The sequence below is a fragment of the Myxococcus sp. AB036A genome (genome assembly GCF_006547355.1).
In the GTDB taxonomy this organism is placed as follows: domain Bacteria; phylum Myxococcota; class Myxococcia; order Myxococcales; family Myxococcaceae; genus Myxococcus; species Myxococcus virescens.
The window spans coordinates 81,628-97,329 of record NZ_VHLC01000017.1; the positions used below are offsets into that span (position 1 = coordinate 81,628).

Sequence of the window (15,702 nt, forward strand, 5' to 3'; positions counted from 1 at the left end):
CGTCACGGCGTCACGCGCCGACGGTGCCAGGGCCAGTGGACGTGGAAGCGCCGCTCCGCGTGGTGCGGCTCGTCGCCCGGCGCCACGTGCTTGAAGAAGGGGAAGCGGTACTCCGCCCAGAGCACGCCATACGCCACGGCGAAGAGGAAGGTGGCCAGTGGCAGCCACCACGACGTGCCCACGGCGAGCGCGATGACGGTGAGCAGCAGCAGCACGACGCCCACGCCCAGCGACACATCGCGCAGCCGCTTGGACTCGCTGAAGGCCAACCCCATGGACACCACCGACAGGAGCAGCACGGAGACAGCCAGCCAGTAGCTGTGTCGTGTGTACAGGTTGGCGATTCCCAGCAGGAAGAGGCCGAGGCCGAATATCGCGAGTCCGCCGTCCATGGAGTCCTCCTTGTCCGTGTGTCGAGCGTGGGGCACTGCTGTCCGAGCCGGACGGCTTGCGTGCGTCGGGACAAAGTTGGGGCCGCGCGGCGTGGCCGGGGACTGCCCGCGGAGGGGCGCTCGCACAGACTGGTTGGTGCCACGGCGGACGGCCGGCGCACCTCGGGTGGCGGGAATGTGACGTGCCAGGATGGATTCAGAGGTGTGACAGTGGACGTTTGGCCCCCACCGCACGACATGGAATTCCTTGCAGGTGCGCGACTTGTGACGCATGACTTGGTCGCAGGGCCGGAAGAGAGCCACGAAGAACGGTGCCATGCCGCGGATGACGTTGCTGTGCCTGCTGGTGGTCATGCCCCTGGCGGGCTGTCACAGGACGACGTTCGAGGATTCCGTCCTCACCAAGCCCGCCGTGCGCTACCGCATTGGCAAGCTCCCCGCGTATTGGGAGCAGGTGCGGCTGGAGGACAACGACCTCGCCTTCGCCGAGGAGGGCACCGGTCGCGCGCTCTCGGTCAACGCCACGTGCCAGGGACATGATGACCCGTCGCTCCAGGTGCTCACCCGGCACCTGCTGGCAGGCTTCACGGACCGACAGGAAATCGCTGAACAGCGCATCCCCATGGATGGGCGCGAGGCCCTGCGCAGCCGCCACCTGGCGAAGATGGACGGCGTGCCCGTGCAACTGGAGCTGGTGGTGCTGAAGAAGGACAACTGCGTGTTCGACTTCACCTACGTGGCGCCGCCGGGGCTCGCGGACGGGCGCATGGCGGACTTCGACGCGCTGCTCGCCGGCTTCGAATCGGAGCGCAAGGGATGACGACCCGGCAGCCCGAGGTGGACGCGGCGTCCGGGCCCCCGAGCCTCATGGACCGGGCGAAGGAGCGCCTGGAGTCACTGGGCGCCCTGTCGCGAATGACGGGGCAGGTGTTCAGCCGCGCGGTGCGTCCGCCCTATGACTGGCGCGGGCTCGTGTACCACACGGAGTCGCTGGGCGTGCGCTCGCTGCCCATCGCCCTGCTCACCGCGATGTTCGCGGGGCTCGTCATCTCGTTGCAGTTCGGCTACTTCCTGTCGCGCTTCGGCGTGCAGTACACCGTGGGCCGCGTGGTCATCCTCACGCTGTTCCGCGAGCTGGCGCCGGTGCTCACCGCGCTCACCGTGGGCGCGCGCATCGGCAGCGGCATCGCCGCGGAGCTGGGCGCCATGACGGTGACGGAGCAGGTGGACGCCATTCGCGCGCTGGGCGCCGACCCGCTGCGCAAGCTGGTGGTGCCCCGCGTGCTGGCGTGCCTGATTGTGCTGCCGGTGCTCACCGTGTTCGCGGACGTCGTGGGCCTGGTGGCGGGCGCGCTGGTGGTGAACTTCCAGTATGCGATTACGCTCAACCTCTTCTTCCAGGGCGCGCTGGACGCGGTGCTGATGCCGGACTTCGCCTCGGGCGTGTTCAAGGGCGCGGTGTTCGGACTCATCATCGGCCTGGTGGGCTGCTTCCGCGGGCTCACCGTGGAGGGCGGCACGGAGGGCGTGGGCCGCGCCACCACCCAGACGGTGGCGACCACGTCCGTCTCCGTGTGCCTGGCGGACTTCTTCATCACCCAGCTCACGCTGAGCCTGTGACGCGCCATGCGCTCCTCGTCCCAGACCACTTCCGAGTTCGCGTTCCAGCCGCCCCGGCCGGGTGAGCAGCTCATCTATTTCGAGCACCTGACGAAGGCGTTCGGCGCCAAGCGCGTCTATGACGACATGGACCTGGACGTGCGCGCCGGGGAGACGCTGGTGGTGATGGGCGGCTCGGGCACGGGCAAGAGTGTGCTGCTCAAGTGCCTCATCGGACTGCTGTCTCCAGACACCGGACGCATCCTCTTCCAGGGGCACGACCTGACGCGCTTCACGGAGGAGCAATTCATTCCGGTGCGCCGGCACGTGGCCATGGTGTTCCAGGGCGCGGCGCTCTTCGACTCGCTGAACGTCGGGGAGAACGTGGCGTACCCGTTGCGCGAGCACTTCCCGGACATGCCGGCGGACGAGGTCCGTGCCCGCGTGGCGGAGAAACTGGCGCTGGTGGACCTGCCCAACACGGAGCGGTTGATGCCCTCCGACTTGTCGGGCGGCATGCGCAAGCGCGTGGGGTTGGCACGGGCCATCGCCACGGAGCCAGAGGTCATCCTCTGGGATGAGCCCACCACGGGCCTGGACCCCGTCACCACGCAGTCCATCAACGTGTTGATCAACTCGATGAAGACTCGGCTCGGTTGCACTTCCATCGTCGTGACCCACGACATGGTGAGCGCGTTCACCGTGGGAGACCGCATCGCCATGCTGGCCAATCGGAGAATCGTGCAGGTGGGCAATCCGCGGGAGATGCTCCACTCCACCGTCCCGGAGGTGCGTGCCTTCCTCGACGCGCGCCGCGTGGAACTGTTCCCCGGAGGCGCGCCGTGAGCCTGTTCTCTCCCGCAGGAACTGAGCGCCGCCTGGCGCTGCGCACGGGGCTGTTCGTCGCCGTCGGACTGGCGGTCGCCAGCGTGGTGGTGATGGTCATCGGCCAGCAGTCGCGCCTGTTCGAGCGCAAGACGATGTATCGCGCCTACTTCGCCAACGTGCAGGGCCTCAGTGATGAGTCGCCCGTCTGGCTCGGCGGTCTCAACGTGGGGCGGGTGACGGGCATCGTCTTCTCGCCCGACCCGAAGGACCCGCGGCTGGAGGTCCAGTTCCATGTGTCATCGCGCTACACGGACCGCGTGCGTCAGGACTCGGTGGCGCAGTTGTCCAGCATGGGCGTGCTGGGTGACAAGGCGGTGGACATCTCCCTGGGCAGCCCGACGTCACCGCCGGTGGAGCCGGGTGGGGTGCTCAAGTCGTCCACGGGCGGTGACTTGTCCTCGCTGCTCAGCGGGGCGTCGCAGGTGATGGAGAACTCGGTGGCCATCAGCAAGTCGCTGCGGGCGGCGGTGGAGACGTACGCCAACCCGGAGATGGCCAACGACGTGACGCGCGGCGTGGCGGCGCTGCGGGCGCTGCTGGAAGAGGTGGAGAAGGGCGAGGGCGTGCTGCACGCGCTCATCTACGACAAGCAGGCCGGGCGCGAGGTGCGGGGGCTGCTGGCCAACGCGTCCAGCGCGGCGGCGCGGGTGGATGGCGCGGTGGGTGAGCTGGAAGGGATTCTGCGCGAGGTGCGCACGGGAGACGGCACGGCCCACGCGCTCGTCTACGGCCAGGACGGCGCCAAGGCGCTGACGGAGCTGGGGGAGGCGGCCGGGCAACTGGCGGGGCTCATCGAGGATGCGAAGAAGAGTCCCAACGGGGCGGTGCACCAGTTGGTGTACGGCGACGCGAGCGGCATGTTCGCGGACCTGGGCAGCGCGGCGGCGGACCTGAAGAAGATTACGGCGACCGTGGCGAAGGGAGACGGCACCGTGGGCGGGCTCATCAGCGACCCGACGGTGTACGAGGACCTGCGCGAGGTGATTGGCAACGTGAAGCGCAACCGCATCCTCCGCGCGCTGGTGCGCTTCTCCCTGAACAACCGGCAGGACTTGGAGCAGGTGGGCAAGGTGAAGGGCGTGGAGCCACGCTCTGAAGCGCCCGCCACGGCTCCGGCGGAGACGGCTCCCTCGGTGCCTGGGGGGCCTGCGGCCCAGCCCTAGCCTGGGCGGACGGAAAGCTCGCGGAACGCGATGTCGCTGGGTCGAAATGGATGCGCTGATGCGTGTCTCGCGCCATCCTGGCTTTCGTGCTTCCGAGCCACTAAGACGGCGGTCCTCCAACGCGTCGCTGCCGGAGCGCGCGAGGAGGCCCCGTCGCGATGAGCTCTTCCGCCGTCTCCACTCCTGTGGCTTCCGCGCCCGCGCGCCCCACCTCTCGCATCTGGGCGGGGCGGGTGCTGCTCTTCGTGGGCTTCTTCGCGGCGCTGGCGGCGTTCCCCGTCTACACGCCCTTCGACTCCAAGCTGACGCTCCCCACCACGCTGTCTCTGTTGCGTGAAGGGAACCTCGACCTGGACGAATACGCCCCGACCTTCGAGTCGTACCGCCACGGCCTCTATGAGCGTGACGGCCACCTCTACAACTACTTCCCCCTGGGCCCGTCCCTGGTTGCCGTGCCCATGGTGGTGCTGGTGGATGGCTTCGTGCGCCTCGCCACGCCCGTGGGCAAGCTGCACCCGGCCCTGGCGAAGCCCCTGGCGCATTGGCGCCACATCTACGACGCCACCGGCAGCGTGGACCTGGATGCGTGGAACGGCCCGCAGCGCCTCTTCGCCTCCGCGCTGACCGCGCTCGCTGGCGTCGTCATGTTCATGCTGGGCACCGCGCTGCACCTGTCCCGCCGGCGCGCGCTGCTGCTCGCCGCCGTCTTCGTCTTCTGCACGCCGCTGCTCTCCACCGCCAGCCGCGCCCTGTGGCAGCACGGCCCTTCGCTGCTGTGCCTCACCCTGGTGCTCCTGGGCCTCGTCCGCGCGCGCGAGGCTCCGCGTCACGTGGCCTGGGCGGGCATTCCCCTGGCGCTCGCCTATGTCATGCGGCCCACCAACAGCCTCTCCGTGCTGGTGCTGTCGCTCTACGTGCTGTGGACCTATCCGCGGCAGGCCTGGAAGTTCTTCGCGGGCGCGCTCGCAGTGGCCATCCCGTGGGTGGCGGTGAACCTCATCCACTACGGCTCCGTGCTGGCGCCTTATTACGAACCGCAGCGCCTGGAGCTGTCCGCCTCTCGCGTGGCCGAGGCCCTGGCCGGCAACCTCGTGTCCCCCGCGCGCGGGCTGCTCGTGTTCACCCCCGTGCTCCTCATGAGTGCCTGGGGCTTGTGGATGGACCTGCGCGCCCGGACCTTCACCCGGCTTCATGCCGTGCTGGTCGCGGTGGTCGCGCTGCACTGGGCCGCCATCTCCACCTTCCCGCACTGGTGGGCAGGGCACTCGTATGGCCCGCGCTTCTTCACGGACATGGTGCCCTACCTCGTCTTCTTCCTCGTCCCCGTGGTGCGCGCGCTCCAGTGGAAAGGCCCCGAGGCCCGGCGCGGCCTGACGGCCACCTTCGCGGTGCTGGCCGTGCTGAGCCTGGTCCTCCATGTCCACGGCGCCAGCTCGCGCGCGGTGTACCGGTGGAACAGCTTGCCGCTCGACGTGGATGAACACCCGGAGCGGCTCTGGGACTGGTCCGACCCGCAGTTCCTCGGGCGGCGCTGAGCTATCCGCCGCGTGCGTGCCTCGCCAGCGCGCGCGTCAGGTGCCCCGCCACGTCCGTGCCGCCGCGCGCGTCGAAGCCCAGGAACATCGCCGAGCCGTTCAGCTCCAGGATGCGCGGCGCGCCGTCCGCATCGCGCTTCAAGTCCATCCCCGTCCAGCGCAGGCCCAGCACCTCGCACGCCTTCACGCAGCCGTGAGCCACCTCGGGAGGCAGCGTCACCTGCTCGATGCGCTCCTCGTGCTGCCGGAAGTCGAGCGACGAAGAGACGATGCGCAGGCTCGCGATGACGGCGCCGTCCAACACGTACACGCGCAGGTTCTCACCCGGCAGCAGCTCCTGGAAGGTGACGGGCGCGGCGGAGAGCGCCGCGAGGCGTTCGTCCGTGAGGTCTGCTTCACGCAGCTCCCGCGTCGCCGCGCCGCCTACGACGGGCTTGTAGACCACGCGTCCTTCCCTCGCGAAGCGGCGCACCGCCTCCGCGTCATTTGTCCACAGCGTCCGGGACACGGGAAGTCCCGCGGCCTGGAGCGCGGCGAGCTGCGCGGGCTTGTGCATGCTCCAGTCCGAAGAGGGCGGGTTGTAGAGCGGCACGCCCAGCCGCTCCCAACGGCTCAGGAGTCCCAGGAGCAGCGCGCTCTTCTCGCGGAACGCGGTGAGCGTGGTGCGCCAGTCCGCGTCCATGGCCTCCTGTGCATCCACGCCGAAGGCCAGCGGGTGCGCATGCAGACCGCGCAGGTACACGGCGGCTGGTCGTCCCACCTCGCGTCCGTCCACGATGATGCCGTCTAGCGACTCCGTGAGCGACAGCCGCGTCTCCTCGGGGAAGGCCCGCGTGTCCACTGTCACCGTGTCCACGTCCTCGGCGCGAAGCCGGCGCGCCACCTCCAGGACGTGGGCGTCGTCTCGCGCACCCAGCAGCACCACCGTGCCTGTCCGTGTCACGGGCGTCCTCAGCGTTGGAGCTCACCGCCGTCGCCGGTCTCTTCGCCCACCTGCATCGTGGTCACCTGCGCTTCCTTCTCGGGTTGCGGTTCGGGGGATGCGGGCGCCCAGTCCCGGATGAACAGCGCGCGCGGCGGTTTCGGCGGAGAAGTCTTTGGCATGGTGCCTCCAAGATGCGGACGGGCCCCGCGCCGCACCAGTGCTGGCCATGGAGCGCCGCGTCACCCGGGCTGCATGCGCCGATTCGTCCACCGCTCCACGATGGACCCGCCAGTGCCCCCCGTATCGGCAGCGTCGGCTGTTCGTTTCCGGTGACTTCCACCGCGCGCCTGGGCTCCAATCCGTTTCATGAAAGCTCTTGCCTTGCGTGAGGACCGCTTCCTCGACGTGCTCCGGCGGCTCATCGCCCTGACTCCGAAGCTGCAGAACAACCCTGGCGCGGGGCTGGTGCCCGAGGAGCGGCTCGCCGCGCAGGTGGTGCTGGACACCCTGGCGCCGCACATCGAGAGCGGCTTCATCCAGGCGGAGTCCGTGGCGGGCCCGGGCCAGGCGTCGCGCCCCTGTCTGGTGCTCACCGTGCCGGGCGAGGGAGAGGGCGCCATCGGCTTCGTCGGCGCGCACTTCGACGTGGTCCCCGCGGACCAGAAGGCGGAGGGCTGGGAGCGCAGCCCCTTCGAGCTGTGGGAGGGCCCCGGCGGCGTGCTCTACGGGCGCGGCGTCACCGACTGCCTGGGGCACGTCGCCGTGCTCACCGACCTGCTGGCCCAACTGGCCGAGCGCAAGGTGCGCCCCAGCCGCACGCTGAAGGTGGTGCTCATCTCCAACGAGGAGTCCTCGGAGCTGCCGGGCCTGGGCCTCAACTACGTGGCCGAGCAGGGCATGCTCAAGCCGCTCGACGGCCAGCCGGTGTACTGGCTGGACAGCGCCAACTTCGGCCCCACGCTGGGCACGGCGGGCGTGTCGCTGTGGGAGCTGAAGGTGACGGGCGTGGGCGGCCACTCCGGCATGCCGCAGAACTGCGTCAACGCGCTGGAGCTGGGCATGGCCGCGTCGTTGGAGCTGGCGCGCTTCTTCCACGAGCGCTTCCCGCCCACGGAGGACGAGAAGCGCTGGGGCTTCCTGTCGTCCTCCAGTCTCAAGGCCACCGTGGTGGAGGCGCCCAACACCAAGGAGACGAAGGTGCCCGCCGACGTCGTCCTGCGCGGCGACATCCGCCTCACGCCCTTCTACGACCTGGCGGAGGTGCAGAAGGCGGTGACGGACTTCATGGCGGAGCTCGACGCCCGGCTGGAGCGCGACGACGCCCCCGCGCACTTCCCGCGCACGCGCACGGCGGGCGGCAAGCGCGGTGAGCTGGCGTTCCGCTTCCAGGGGGAGGGGACCGAGGGCATCGCCTGCCGGCTGGACTCGGAGGGCCTGCGCGCCCTGAAGGAGGCCATGCAGGTGGTGCGCGGTGTGTCGGCCACGCCCTTCTCGCTCACTGGCTCGCTGCCGCTCGTGAGGGACCTGCAACGACAGGGCTGCGACGTGCAGATTACGGGCTTCGGGGACATGCAGTACTACCACGCCCCCAATGAGCAGGCCCGGCTGGAGGACTTCCGGCAGGGCTTCGCGATTCTCCGCGAGCTGCTCGTCCGCCTCTGAGGCGGGGCGCGTCTGGTGGCTCGCTGTTCGGAAATGTCGGGGGTTTTGCGCGGCGAATGTCCCGACATTTCCGAACAGCGCGCACCGGACACTCGCCCGGAGCACATGTGCGTGGACAGCGCGACCGGGGACCGCCACAGTCGGCCCGGGCCGCGGGCACCTCCGCTCGCGGCGGCTGCGCGAGAGGAGTGGTGACGCCGTGAGAGACTTGCTGATGATTCCAGGGCCGGTGGAGTTCGAGCCTGAGGTGCTCCAGGCGCTGGGCGCTCCCACCCTCAGCCACACGGACCCCGCTTTCATCGCCGTCTTCGGCCGGGCCCTGAAGCGGCTTCGGGAGGTGTGCCTGGCGCCCTCCGCGCAGCCCTTCGTAGTGTCCGGCTCCGGCACGCTGGCCATGGAACTGGCGGTGGCCAACCTGGTGGAGCCCGGGGACGCGGCCCTGGTCGTGAACACCGGCTATTTCAGCGACCGGATGGCGAAGATTCTCGAGCGCCACGGCGCCCAGGTGACGCACGTGCGCGCCCCGCCGGGGGACGTGCCGTCGCTGGACGCGGTGGAGATGCACCTGTCGAAGGGTGGCTTCAAGGTGCTGTCCATCACCCATGTGGACACGTCCACGGGCGTGCTCGTGCCCGCGGAGGCGCTGGTGCGGGCCGCGCGCAAGCACGGTGTGCTGTCGGTGGTGGATGGTGTGTGCGCCACCGCGGCGGAGATCTTCCGCCAGGATGCGTGGGAGGCGGACGTGTACCTCACGGCCAGCCAGAAGGCGGTGGGGGTTCCTCCCGGCCTGGCGCTGCTCACCGTGAGCCCGCGGGCCATGGAGGCCTGGCGCAAGCGCAAGACGCCGGTGGCCAGCGTCTACGCGGACTTCGCGGAGTGGCTGCCCATCATGGAGGCGTACGAAGCGGGCAAGCCGGCCTACTTCGCCACCCCGCCAGTGAACCTGGTGGCCGCGCTGGACGTGAGCCTGGGGCAGATTCTGGCCGAGGGCATGGACGCCCGCTTCGCCCGGCACCAGCGGATGGCGCGGGCCTTCCGCGCGGCGTGGAAGGCCATGGGCCTGCGCCTGTTGCCCACCTCCGACGCCGTGGCCGCCAACACGCTGAGCGCCGTGTACTACCCGGACGGCGTGGACGCGGCGCTGGTGAGCGGGGTGAAGGGGCAGGGTGTCGTCGTCGCCGGCGGCCTCCACCCGGACCTCAAGACGCGCTACTTCCGCGTGGGCCACATGAACCGGGTGGGGCCCGCGGACGTCCTATCCACGGTGGGCGCCCTGGAGCGCGCGCTCATCGCCGCCGGTCATCGCTCGGAGCCCGGCGCCGCCGTGGCCGCCGCCCAGGCGTCCCTCATCGCGGGCTGAGCCCGGCCTGGGACATCCGCCTCCATTCGTTGGCTGGCGGATGCTCCTCTCGGCCTGCGGGGCGAACCGGGTTTGATTCGACAGTATCGGAAAAATATGCGATTGTTGGCTTCCCGGAAGTGGGGGGAATCTTGTGAGCCCGGAAGCATCCGCGAAGTGAGGTGGCGGTGTGTTCCCCGGGCGCCTTGGAAGGGCCCCTCGGGGAGATGACCATGTACGCGGGTTACGAATCGAGCGCGGGTGGTGGCGCGGCCTGGGAGCTGGAGCTGCGGCGTCTGGCGGCCACCGACGACGATATGGCGCGTGGGATGTTCTTCCAGGGCACGCTGGACGTCGTGGGTTTCCTGGGAGGCGAAGGCGCCGTGGCCCGCTGCAAGGGGGTGACCGGCATCTGGGAAATCAACCTCCTCCACATGTACCCCATCACCCGGTTCCTCCGGATGTCATCCACGGCGGCGCGGCTGTTGGCCCCGCAGTTGGACGGCTTCGAGGGCGTGCTGCGGCGCATGGGAACGCAGGCCACGGTGGACTTCGTGGCGTCCGTCTTCGGACGGGAGTTGATGCGAACGGCCAGCGGCAAGCCGCGGCTGCTGTTGCAGTCGCTGGGAGAGGCCTACCTCGCGGCGGTGACCTACGGCGAGCGCTATCCGCTGTGGACGGGGGAGACGAGCGCCCGGTTCATCATGCGGCGTGACTTCATGCCCGCCGCCTACCACGAGGGCGTGCTGCACGGCGTGCTGGAGGCGGTGGGCGCGCGTGAGGTCCGGGTCCAAGGTCGCCAGGTGGGGCTGCTCGACAGCGAGTACGAGCTGTCCTGGAAGTAGGCGTGGCGGTGCGCGCCCCGGCGTACTGGCCGGGGTGTGGAACTCCCTGGCACGGGTGTCGGGCTGGTGACCGTCCAGCGCATCCTCCACCGCCATGGGGAGACATCTCCGCGGAGGCAGTGCCGGGCGAAGCGGCCACGTTCTGTTTCCCCTGGAGGCGTCCCGTTCACGAGCGACGGCGAGTGGCCCATCCTGCGGCCCCGGACGACGTGGACCTCACGCTGCGCGTCTTCAGGGTGGAGCAGGCCGTGGCGGCGCCAGTCTCCCAAACGCGCTCACGTTCGCGCCGGGGCAGCCGGTGGAGGTGGCTGTCGCGCGCGTGGGCCACATGGGCCGTGTTCAGGTGGCTGACAGAGGGAACGGAATTTCAGAGGGCCCGGTGAAGCATGTCATCGAACGCTTCGGACGGGCGGTAAGCTCGCGCGCCTATGGGGGCCGGGCCTGGGCCGGGCCGCGCGAAGGGGGTGGCGCGCGCTTCACCCTGGATTTGCCGTTGGAGAAGGAGAGGCGTGAGTGAGCCGGCCGTTGCTGGTGGTGGATGACGACGCGGACCTGCGCGAAGCCCTGGAGGAAGTGCTTCGTGACGCGGGCTACACGGTGCTGGGGGCCAGCAATGGCAAGCAGGCCCTGGAGGTGCTGGGCGCGGCCACGGAGCTGCCGGGGCTCGTCCTGCTGGACATGATGATGCCCGTCATGGACGGAGGCGGGTTCGCGCGGGCCATGCGCCAGGTGTCCGCCTGGCGGGACATCCCGGTGCTCGTCTTCTCCGCGTCAGCGAATGCTCGCCAGGTCGCGGATGAGATTGGCGCTTGCGGCCACCTGCGCAAACCCGTGGACGTGGACACACTGCTGGACGCCGTCAGCCGCCATCTGACGGCGTGAAGCAGGCAGGCGGGTCCTGTTTGACGCTCCGCGTTCCCCCCGGTTGACGCCTCGAAATCAGGTTGGTAAGTGCCAGCTTAACACTTTACGTGGAGGGCCGGATGCACACCAACGCGCTCGCGCTGCTGATCTTGCAGCTCATCGTCATCATCGGCTTGTCGCGGCTCATCGGCCGCGGCGCGCGGTGGTTGGGACAGCCGTTGGTCATCGCGGAGGTGGTGGCCGGTATCGTCCTGGGGCCCTCGCTGCTGGGCTGGCTGGCGCCGGACATCATGAACGGGCTGTTCCCGGCCTCGTCCATGCCGGTGCTGACGATGCTCAGCCAGGTGGGCCTGGTGCTGTTCATGTTCCTCATCGGCCTGGAGCTGGACCCCCAACTGCTCAAGGGCCGAGGGCATGCGTCGGTGGCCATCAGCCACTCCAGCATCGTCGTCCCCTTCGCGCTGGGCGCGGGCGCGGGCGCGCTGTGGCTCTACAAGAGCCTGTCGTCGCCAGAGGTGCCGTTCACCTCGTTCGTGCTCTTCATGGGCGTGGCGATGAGCATCACCGCCTTCCCGGTGCTGGCGCGCATCCTCACCGAGCGAGGCCTGCTCCAGTCGAAGGTGGGCACGGTGGCCATTGCCTGCGCGGCGGTGGATGACGTCACCGCGTGGTGCCTGCTGGCCTTCGTCGTCTCCATCGTCCGCGCGGCCAGCTTGGCGCAGGCGGCGCTCACCACGGTGATGGCGCTGGGCTACATCGTCTTCATGCTGATGGTGGTGAGGCCCTTCCTCGCGCGCCTGGGCGCGCGGGTGGCCAGCCGTGAGGGACTCACCCAGAACGTGGTGGCGGGCACGCTGGTGCTGCTGCTGGCGTCCGCGGGCGTGACGGAGCTCATCGGCATCCACGCGCTCTTCGGTGCCTTCCTCTTCGGCGCGGTGATTCCAAAGGAAGGCCGGCTGGCGGAGACGCTGGCGGAGCGGCTGGAGGACGTGGCGGTGGTGTTGCTGCTGCCCATCTTCTTCGCCTTCAGCGGCCTGCGCACGCAGATTGGCCTGCTGAACACCGCGGAGGACTGGCTGACGTGCGGCGTCATCATCGTGCTGGCCTGCCTGGGCAAGTTCGGCGGCAGCGCGGTGGCGGCGCGGATGACGGGCCTGCGGTGGCGCGAGGCGAGCGCCATCGGCATCCTGATGAACACGCGCGGGTTGATGGAGCTCATCGTCCTCAACATCGGCCTGGACCTGGGCGTCATCTCACCCCAGCTCTTCACCATGATGGTGCTGATGGCGCTGGTGACGACGTTCATCACCACGCCGCTGCTGAAGTGGATCTACCCGCTGGAGGAGATTGCCCGCGAGCGCGTGGTGTTGCCGCTGCCGGTGGAGCCAGGCCCTCCGCCCTACAGCGTGCTGATGTGCGTGTCCCACGGGCAGGCGGGGCCGGGCATGGCCACCCTGTCGCGCTCGCTGACGGGGCGTGAGGAGGGCGCGCGGCTTCACGCGCTGCACCTGGTGTCCCCGGAGCGCGCCTCCCTGCGCCCGGCGCAGCAGCGGGACCCCGAGGAGGACAGCGCGCTGACGCCGCTGTTGTGGCGAGCCGAAAGCCTGGGACTCTCCGTCCGGCCGTTGTCGTTCGTCTCCGCGGACCCGGCCCAGGACATCTGCCGCACGGCGAAGGCCCGGCGCGCGGACCTGGTCCTGCTGGGGTGGCACAAGCCACTCTTCAGCCAGACGATGCTGGGCGGCACGGTGCGTGAGGTGATGCAGGAGGCCTGTGGCCCGGTGGCGGTGCTGGTGGACCGGGGCCTGTCGGACATCAAGCGCGTGCTGGTGCCCTTCGTGGGCAGCCAGCATGACCGCGCGGCCCTGGCCCTGGCCCGGCGGCTGAATCAGCAGGCGGGCGCCGAGGTGACGGTGCTACACGTGACGTCGGACCTCGGCGGCAACGGCGGGGCCCGGTCGCAGGTGGAGGCGCTGTTTCCGGTGAACGAGGGCGGCGTGACGTTGAAGGAAGTGCGCAGCGATGCGCCGGACGAGGCCGCCCTGGGTGAGGCGCGCCACGGCTATGACCTGGTGATTGTCGGCATCGGCGCGCAGTGGGGGCTGGAGGACAAGGTCTTCGGCCTGCAGCGCGAGCGCATCATCCGGGACGCGCCGGGCTCGCTGCTGGTGGTGTGTGACGCGTCCCCCGCCACGGCGGCGGAGCCCTCCTCTGAATCCTCCAACGACGGGGCCAGCGCGGCCCGGGTTCTGCCCGCGAGGGGCTGATGCACCTGGGAGCAACCCTCCGACTGTTGCGCACGGATGCGGGCCTGTCGCTGCGGGACCTGGCGCGCCGCATCGGCGTGTCCAGCGCGTACCTCAGCCGGGTGGAGAACGGCGTGGACGCGCCCCCCACGCCCGAGCGCCTGTCGGCCATTGCCCGCGAGCTGCGAGTCCCGTCCTCGGTGCTGATGGACGTGGCCAACCGGATGAGTCCGTCCGTGGCCGCCTACCTGGAAGAGGTGCCGGGCGCGGGGGCTCTCTTCCTGGACATCGCCCAGCGGCGCCTGTCCGGGTTGCAGCTGGCGCGCGTGCGCGACTTCCTGGACGCGGAGTTTCCCGTGGCCCAAGGGCGGCGCGACACGCCCGTGCCACCGCTGGCGCCGCTGCTGGCGCCAGAGCGCATGGTGTTGCAGCTGTCCTGCGCGGGCTGGGACGACGTGCTGGACGTGGTGGCGGAGCGGCTGGCCTCCTCGCAGCCCGGCGCGGACGTCGCGCGGGTGGTGGGGGGCCTGAAGCGGCACCGGGAGGAGTCCTCGTGCGCGGTGGGTGGCGGGGTGGCGGTGCCCCATTCCTTCCTGCCAGGCGCGGTGCCCACCGCGGCCCTGGTGACGCTGGCCACGCCGCTCGCGGGCGATACCCCCGACGGCAAGCCGCTCCGCGTCGTGGTGGCCATTCTGGACGCCGAGCGGGGCAACCCCCAGTTGGTGCGGCTGGCGCATCTGGCGCGGCTGGCGTCCCATGGGCTGGCGGATCGGTTGTTGGGGCTCAGCCAGCCGGCCCAGGTGCTCTCCAGTCTGGAGGAGCTGGAGGCGCTGCGCTGACTCAGGGGCTCATGCGGCCCCAGGTCTCCCACGCGCCCAGATCCCGGTAGCCCAGGCGCTGATACAAGGGCTTCGCCTCCGGCGTGGCCTGGAGCACCGCGGCCGTCATCCCCCGGGTCCGCGCCTGGTGGTGCAGCCCGCGCATCACCTGCGCGGCCAGCCCCCGGCCCCGGGCCTCGGGCACCGTGGCCACCATGTAGATGCCCGCGGTGTCGCCCACGTCCCGGGCCATGCCACACGCCAGGGCAACGCCCGCCTCCTTCGCGACCAGTGTGTGCACCGGCAGCCGAGGCGGCTGCAGCCAGACGTCGAGCTGGCTCCCGAGCTGGCCCCACGTGCGCTTGTTGATGGCGACCATGTCGTCCTGTGTCTCGGAGACCTCCAGGGGGAGGTCCGGCGGGGCGTCCGGCACGTCCCCCAGCACCAGGCCCATGGCATCCATCCGGACCGCGTCGGGGGTGAAGCCGGCGTCCTCCAGCACCCGCCGGCCCTCGGTGTCTCCGGGCAGCAGCACCACGCGCCAGCCGGGCAGGTCCAGGCGCAGGTAGAAGTCCGTCAGGGTGGGCAGGGCGTCGCGCAGCGCTCCCGGGTCGTGGAAGAAGGCCTGCTGGGCCCGCGAGTGGTCCGGGTGCCCCGGCAGACAGAAGGCGTCCACGCCTGGCAGGCCCAGATGCCGCAGCGTGCCGCGCTCCCGCTGAAGGTGCTTGAAGGCGATGACGTTCGACAGCAGGCGCGCGGACAGCTCGGCATTCGTCATGGGACTCTGGAGCGTAGGGCACGCTCCGCCCGGCGGAGAACAGACGCAGCGCTCAAAACCGCGCACCGGCGCGCTGGGAGGATTAGGGTGCAGGGGCACCCATGAGCAGCCCGCGCTTCTACGCCTTCGACCCTCGCGCCACCCGCATCGCCCTCTTCGTGGGGGCCTGCGTGCTGGCCGTCCTCACCGCCTGGGCCCTGGCGGATGCCCGCGCCGAAGGCGGCGTCCAGGCCATGGCCCGCGCCGGCGTCTCCGCGGGGCTGATGTTGACCTTCCTGGTGTCCTTCCACCGCCTGCGGCCCCGCACGGGCTGGGGCGTCACGGTGGACGCGCGGGGCGTGCGCGTGGCCCGGCCCTTCAGCAAGAAGGAGCTGGACCTGCACTGGGGGCAGATTGACCACGTGCGCCGGATTGGCCGGAAGGGGAGCGTGCTCGCCCTGTTCCTCAAGGAGGAAGGCCGAGTGCTCGTCACCCGGCATCTCTTCGCCCGCAAGGCTGTTTTCGACGAGTTGATTTCGGCGCTGGAGGACCGCCTCCCGCCGCCCCGTTTCGACGCCTGAACACCCCGTTTCCCGGGGCGGCCTCCCAGGCAGGCGGCCAGGCGGATTTCACGAATGTTTACGCAGCCTTGCGAGTCCTCGTTAACCT

The 15,702-nt window shown here is 70.2% G+C and carries 17 protein-coding genes; 13 read left to right on the plus strand and 4 right to left on the minus strand.

From position 1 onward, the window contains the following. Positions 1–2 precede the first annotated feature (2 nt). On the minus strand, positions 3–392 hold the full coding sequence (locus tag FL344_RS09840) for a hypothetical protein (protein WP_141588455.1): 390 nt from the start codon (positions 390–392) through the stop codon (positions 3–5). A 316-nt stretch (positions 393–708) separates the two neighbouring features. On the opposite strand from FL344_RS09840, the gene FL344_RS09845 reads away from it, so the two are divergent. The 5 genes from FL344_RS09845 (at position 709) to FL344_RS09865 (ending at position 5,577) form a co-directional block, all read left to right on the plus strand. Further along, positions 709–1,212, plus strand: coding sequence for a hypothetical protein (locus FL344_RS09845; RefSeq protein ID WP_171440469.1), 504 nt, complete (start codon positions 709–711; stop codon positions 1,210–1,212). Beyond that, positions 1,209–2,012: an ABC transporter permease gene (locus FL344_RS09850; protein WP_141588456.1), complete on the plus strand. Its 804-nt coding sequence runs from the start codon at positions 1,209–1,211 to the stop codon at positions 2,010–2,012. The genes FL344_RS09845 and FL344_RS09850 overlap by 4 nt, the downstream gene beginning before the upstream one ends. Positions 2,013–2,018: 6 nt before the next feature. Next, on the plus strand, positions 2,019–2,837 hold the full coding sequence (locus FL344_RS09855) for an ABC transporter ATP-binding protein (RefSeq protein ID WP_141618326.1): 819 nt from the start codon (positions 2,019–2,021) through the stop codon (positions 2,835–2,837). Next, a complete protein-coding gene (locus FL344_RS09860; protein ID WP_141618327.1) occupies positions 2,834–4,042 on the plus strand; it encodes an MlaD family protein in 1,209 nt (402 codons plus the stop codon). Before FL344_RS09855 ends, FL344_RS09860 begins: the two co-directional genes overlap by 4 nt. A 158-nt stretch (positions 4,043–4,200) precedes the next feature. Then, positions 4,201–5,577 carry a hypothetical protein gene (locus FL344_RS09865; RefSeq protein ID WP_141618328.1) on the plus strand — a complete coding sequence of 459 codons (1,377 nt, stop codon included), beginning with the start codon at positions 4,201–4,203 and terminating at the stop codon, positions 5,575–5,577. 1 nt (position 5,578) lies between these two features. Here the strand turns inward: FL344_RS09865 and FL344_RS09870 are convergent, their stop codons facing one another. Further along, on the minus strand, positions 5,579–6,520 hold the full coding sequence (locus tag FL344_RS09870; protein ID WP_228564914.1) for a RimK family alpha-L-glutamate ligase: 942 nt from the start codon (positions 6,518–6,520) through the stop codon (positions 5,579–5,581). A gap of 8 nt (positions 6,521–6,528) precedes the next feature. Next, a complete protein-coding gene (locus FL344_RS09875; RefSeq protein ID WP_153881172.1) occupies positions 6,529–6,681 on the minus strand; it encodes a hypothetical protein in 153 nt (50 codons plus the stop codon). A 187-nt stretch (positions 6,682–6,868) separates the two neighbouring features. Here FL344_RS09875 and FL344_RS09880 point away from each other — a divergent pair, with 187 nt between their 5' ends. From FL344_RS09880 to FL344_RS09905, 7 genes are all read left to right on the plus strand, one after another. Beyond that, complete coding sequence (locus FL344_RS09880) at positions 6,869–8,164, plus strand: M20/M25/M40 family metallo-hydrolase (protein ID WP_141588460.1); 1,296 nt, start codon at positions 6,869–6,871, stop codon at positions 8,162–8,164. Between the two features lie 199 nt (positions 8,165–8,363). Then, positions 8,364–9,524 carry an alanine--glyoxylate aminotransferase family protein gene (locus tag FL344_RS09885; RefSeq protein ID WP_141618329.1) on the plus strand — a complete coding sequence of 387 codons (1,161 nt, stop codon included), beginning with the start codon at positions 8,364–8,366 and terminating at the stop codon, positions 9,522–9,524. A gap of 212 nt (positions 9,525–9,736) precedes the next feature. Continuing rightward, entirely contained in the window at positions 9,737–10,348 is a 612-nt protein-coding gene (locus FL344_RS09890) for a DUF2378 family protein (RefSeq protein WP_194863059.1), read from the plus strand. 94 nt (positions 10,349–10,442) lie between these two features. Further along, positions 10,443–10,865 (plus strand): ATP-binding protein, encoded by a 423-nt coding sequence (locus FL344_RS40010; RefSeq protein ID WP_141618331.1) that lies wholly within the window; start codon positions 10,443–10,445, stop codon positions 10,863–10,865. Then, the gene (locus FL344_RS09895) at positions 10,862–11,230 is read left to right on the plus strand and encodes a response regulator (protein WP_141588463.1); all 369 of its coding nucleotides are present in this window, start codon (positions 10,862–10,864) and stop codon (positions 11,228–11,230) included. The genes FL344_RS40010 and FL344_RS09895 overlap by 4 nt, the downstream gene beginning before the upstream one ends. 101 nt (positions 11,231–11,331) lie before the next feature. After that, a complete protein-coding gene (locus FL344_RS09900) occupies positions 11,332–13,479 on the plus strand; it encodes a cation:proton antiporter (protein WP_141618332.1) in 2,148 nt (715 codons plus the stop codon). After that, entirely contained in the window at positions 13,479–14,297 is an 819-nt protein-coding gene (locus tag FL344_RS09905) for a helix-turn-helix domain-containing protein (protein ID WP_141618333.1), read from the plus strand. The genes FL344_RS09900 and FL344_RS09905 overlap by 1 nt, the downstream gene beginning before the upstream one ends. A gap of 1 nt (position 14,298) precedes the next feature. Here FL344_RS09905 and FL344_RS09910 read toward each other — a convergent pair whose 3' ends face one another. Then, a complete protein-coding gene (locus FL344_RS09910) occupies positions 14,299–15,054 on the minus strand; it encodes a GNAT family N-acetyltransferase (RefSeq protein WP_228564915.1) in 756 nt (251 codons plus the stop codon). Between the two features lie 101 nt (positions 15,055–15,155). Between FL344_RS09910 and FL344_RS09915 the strand changes: the two genes are divergently transcribed. Beyond that, a complete protein-coding gene (locus FL344_RS09915; protein ID WP_141618335.1) occupies positions 15,156–15,614 on the plus strand; it encodes a hypothetical protein in 459 nt (152 codons plus the stop codon). Positions 15,615–15,702: the final 88 nt, after the last annotated feature.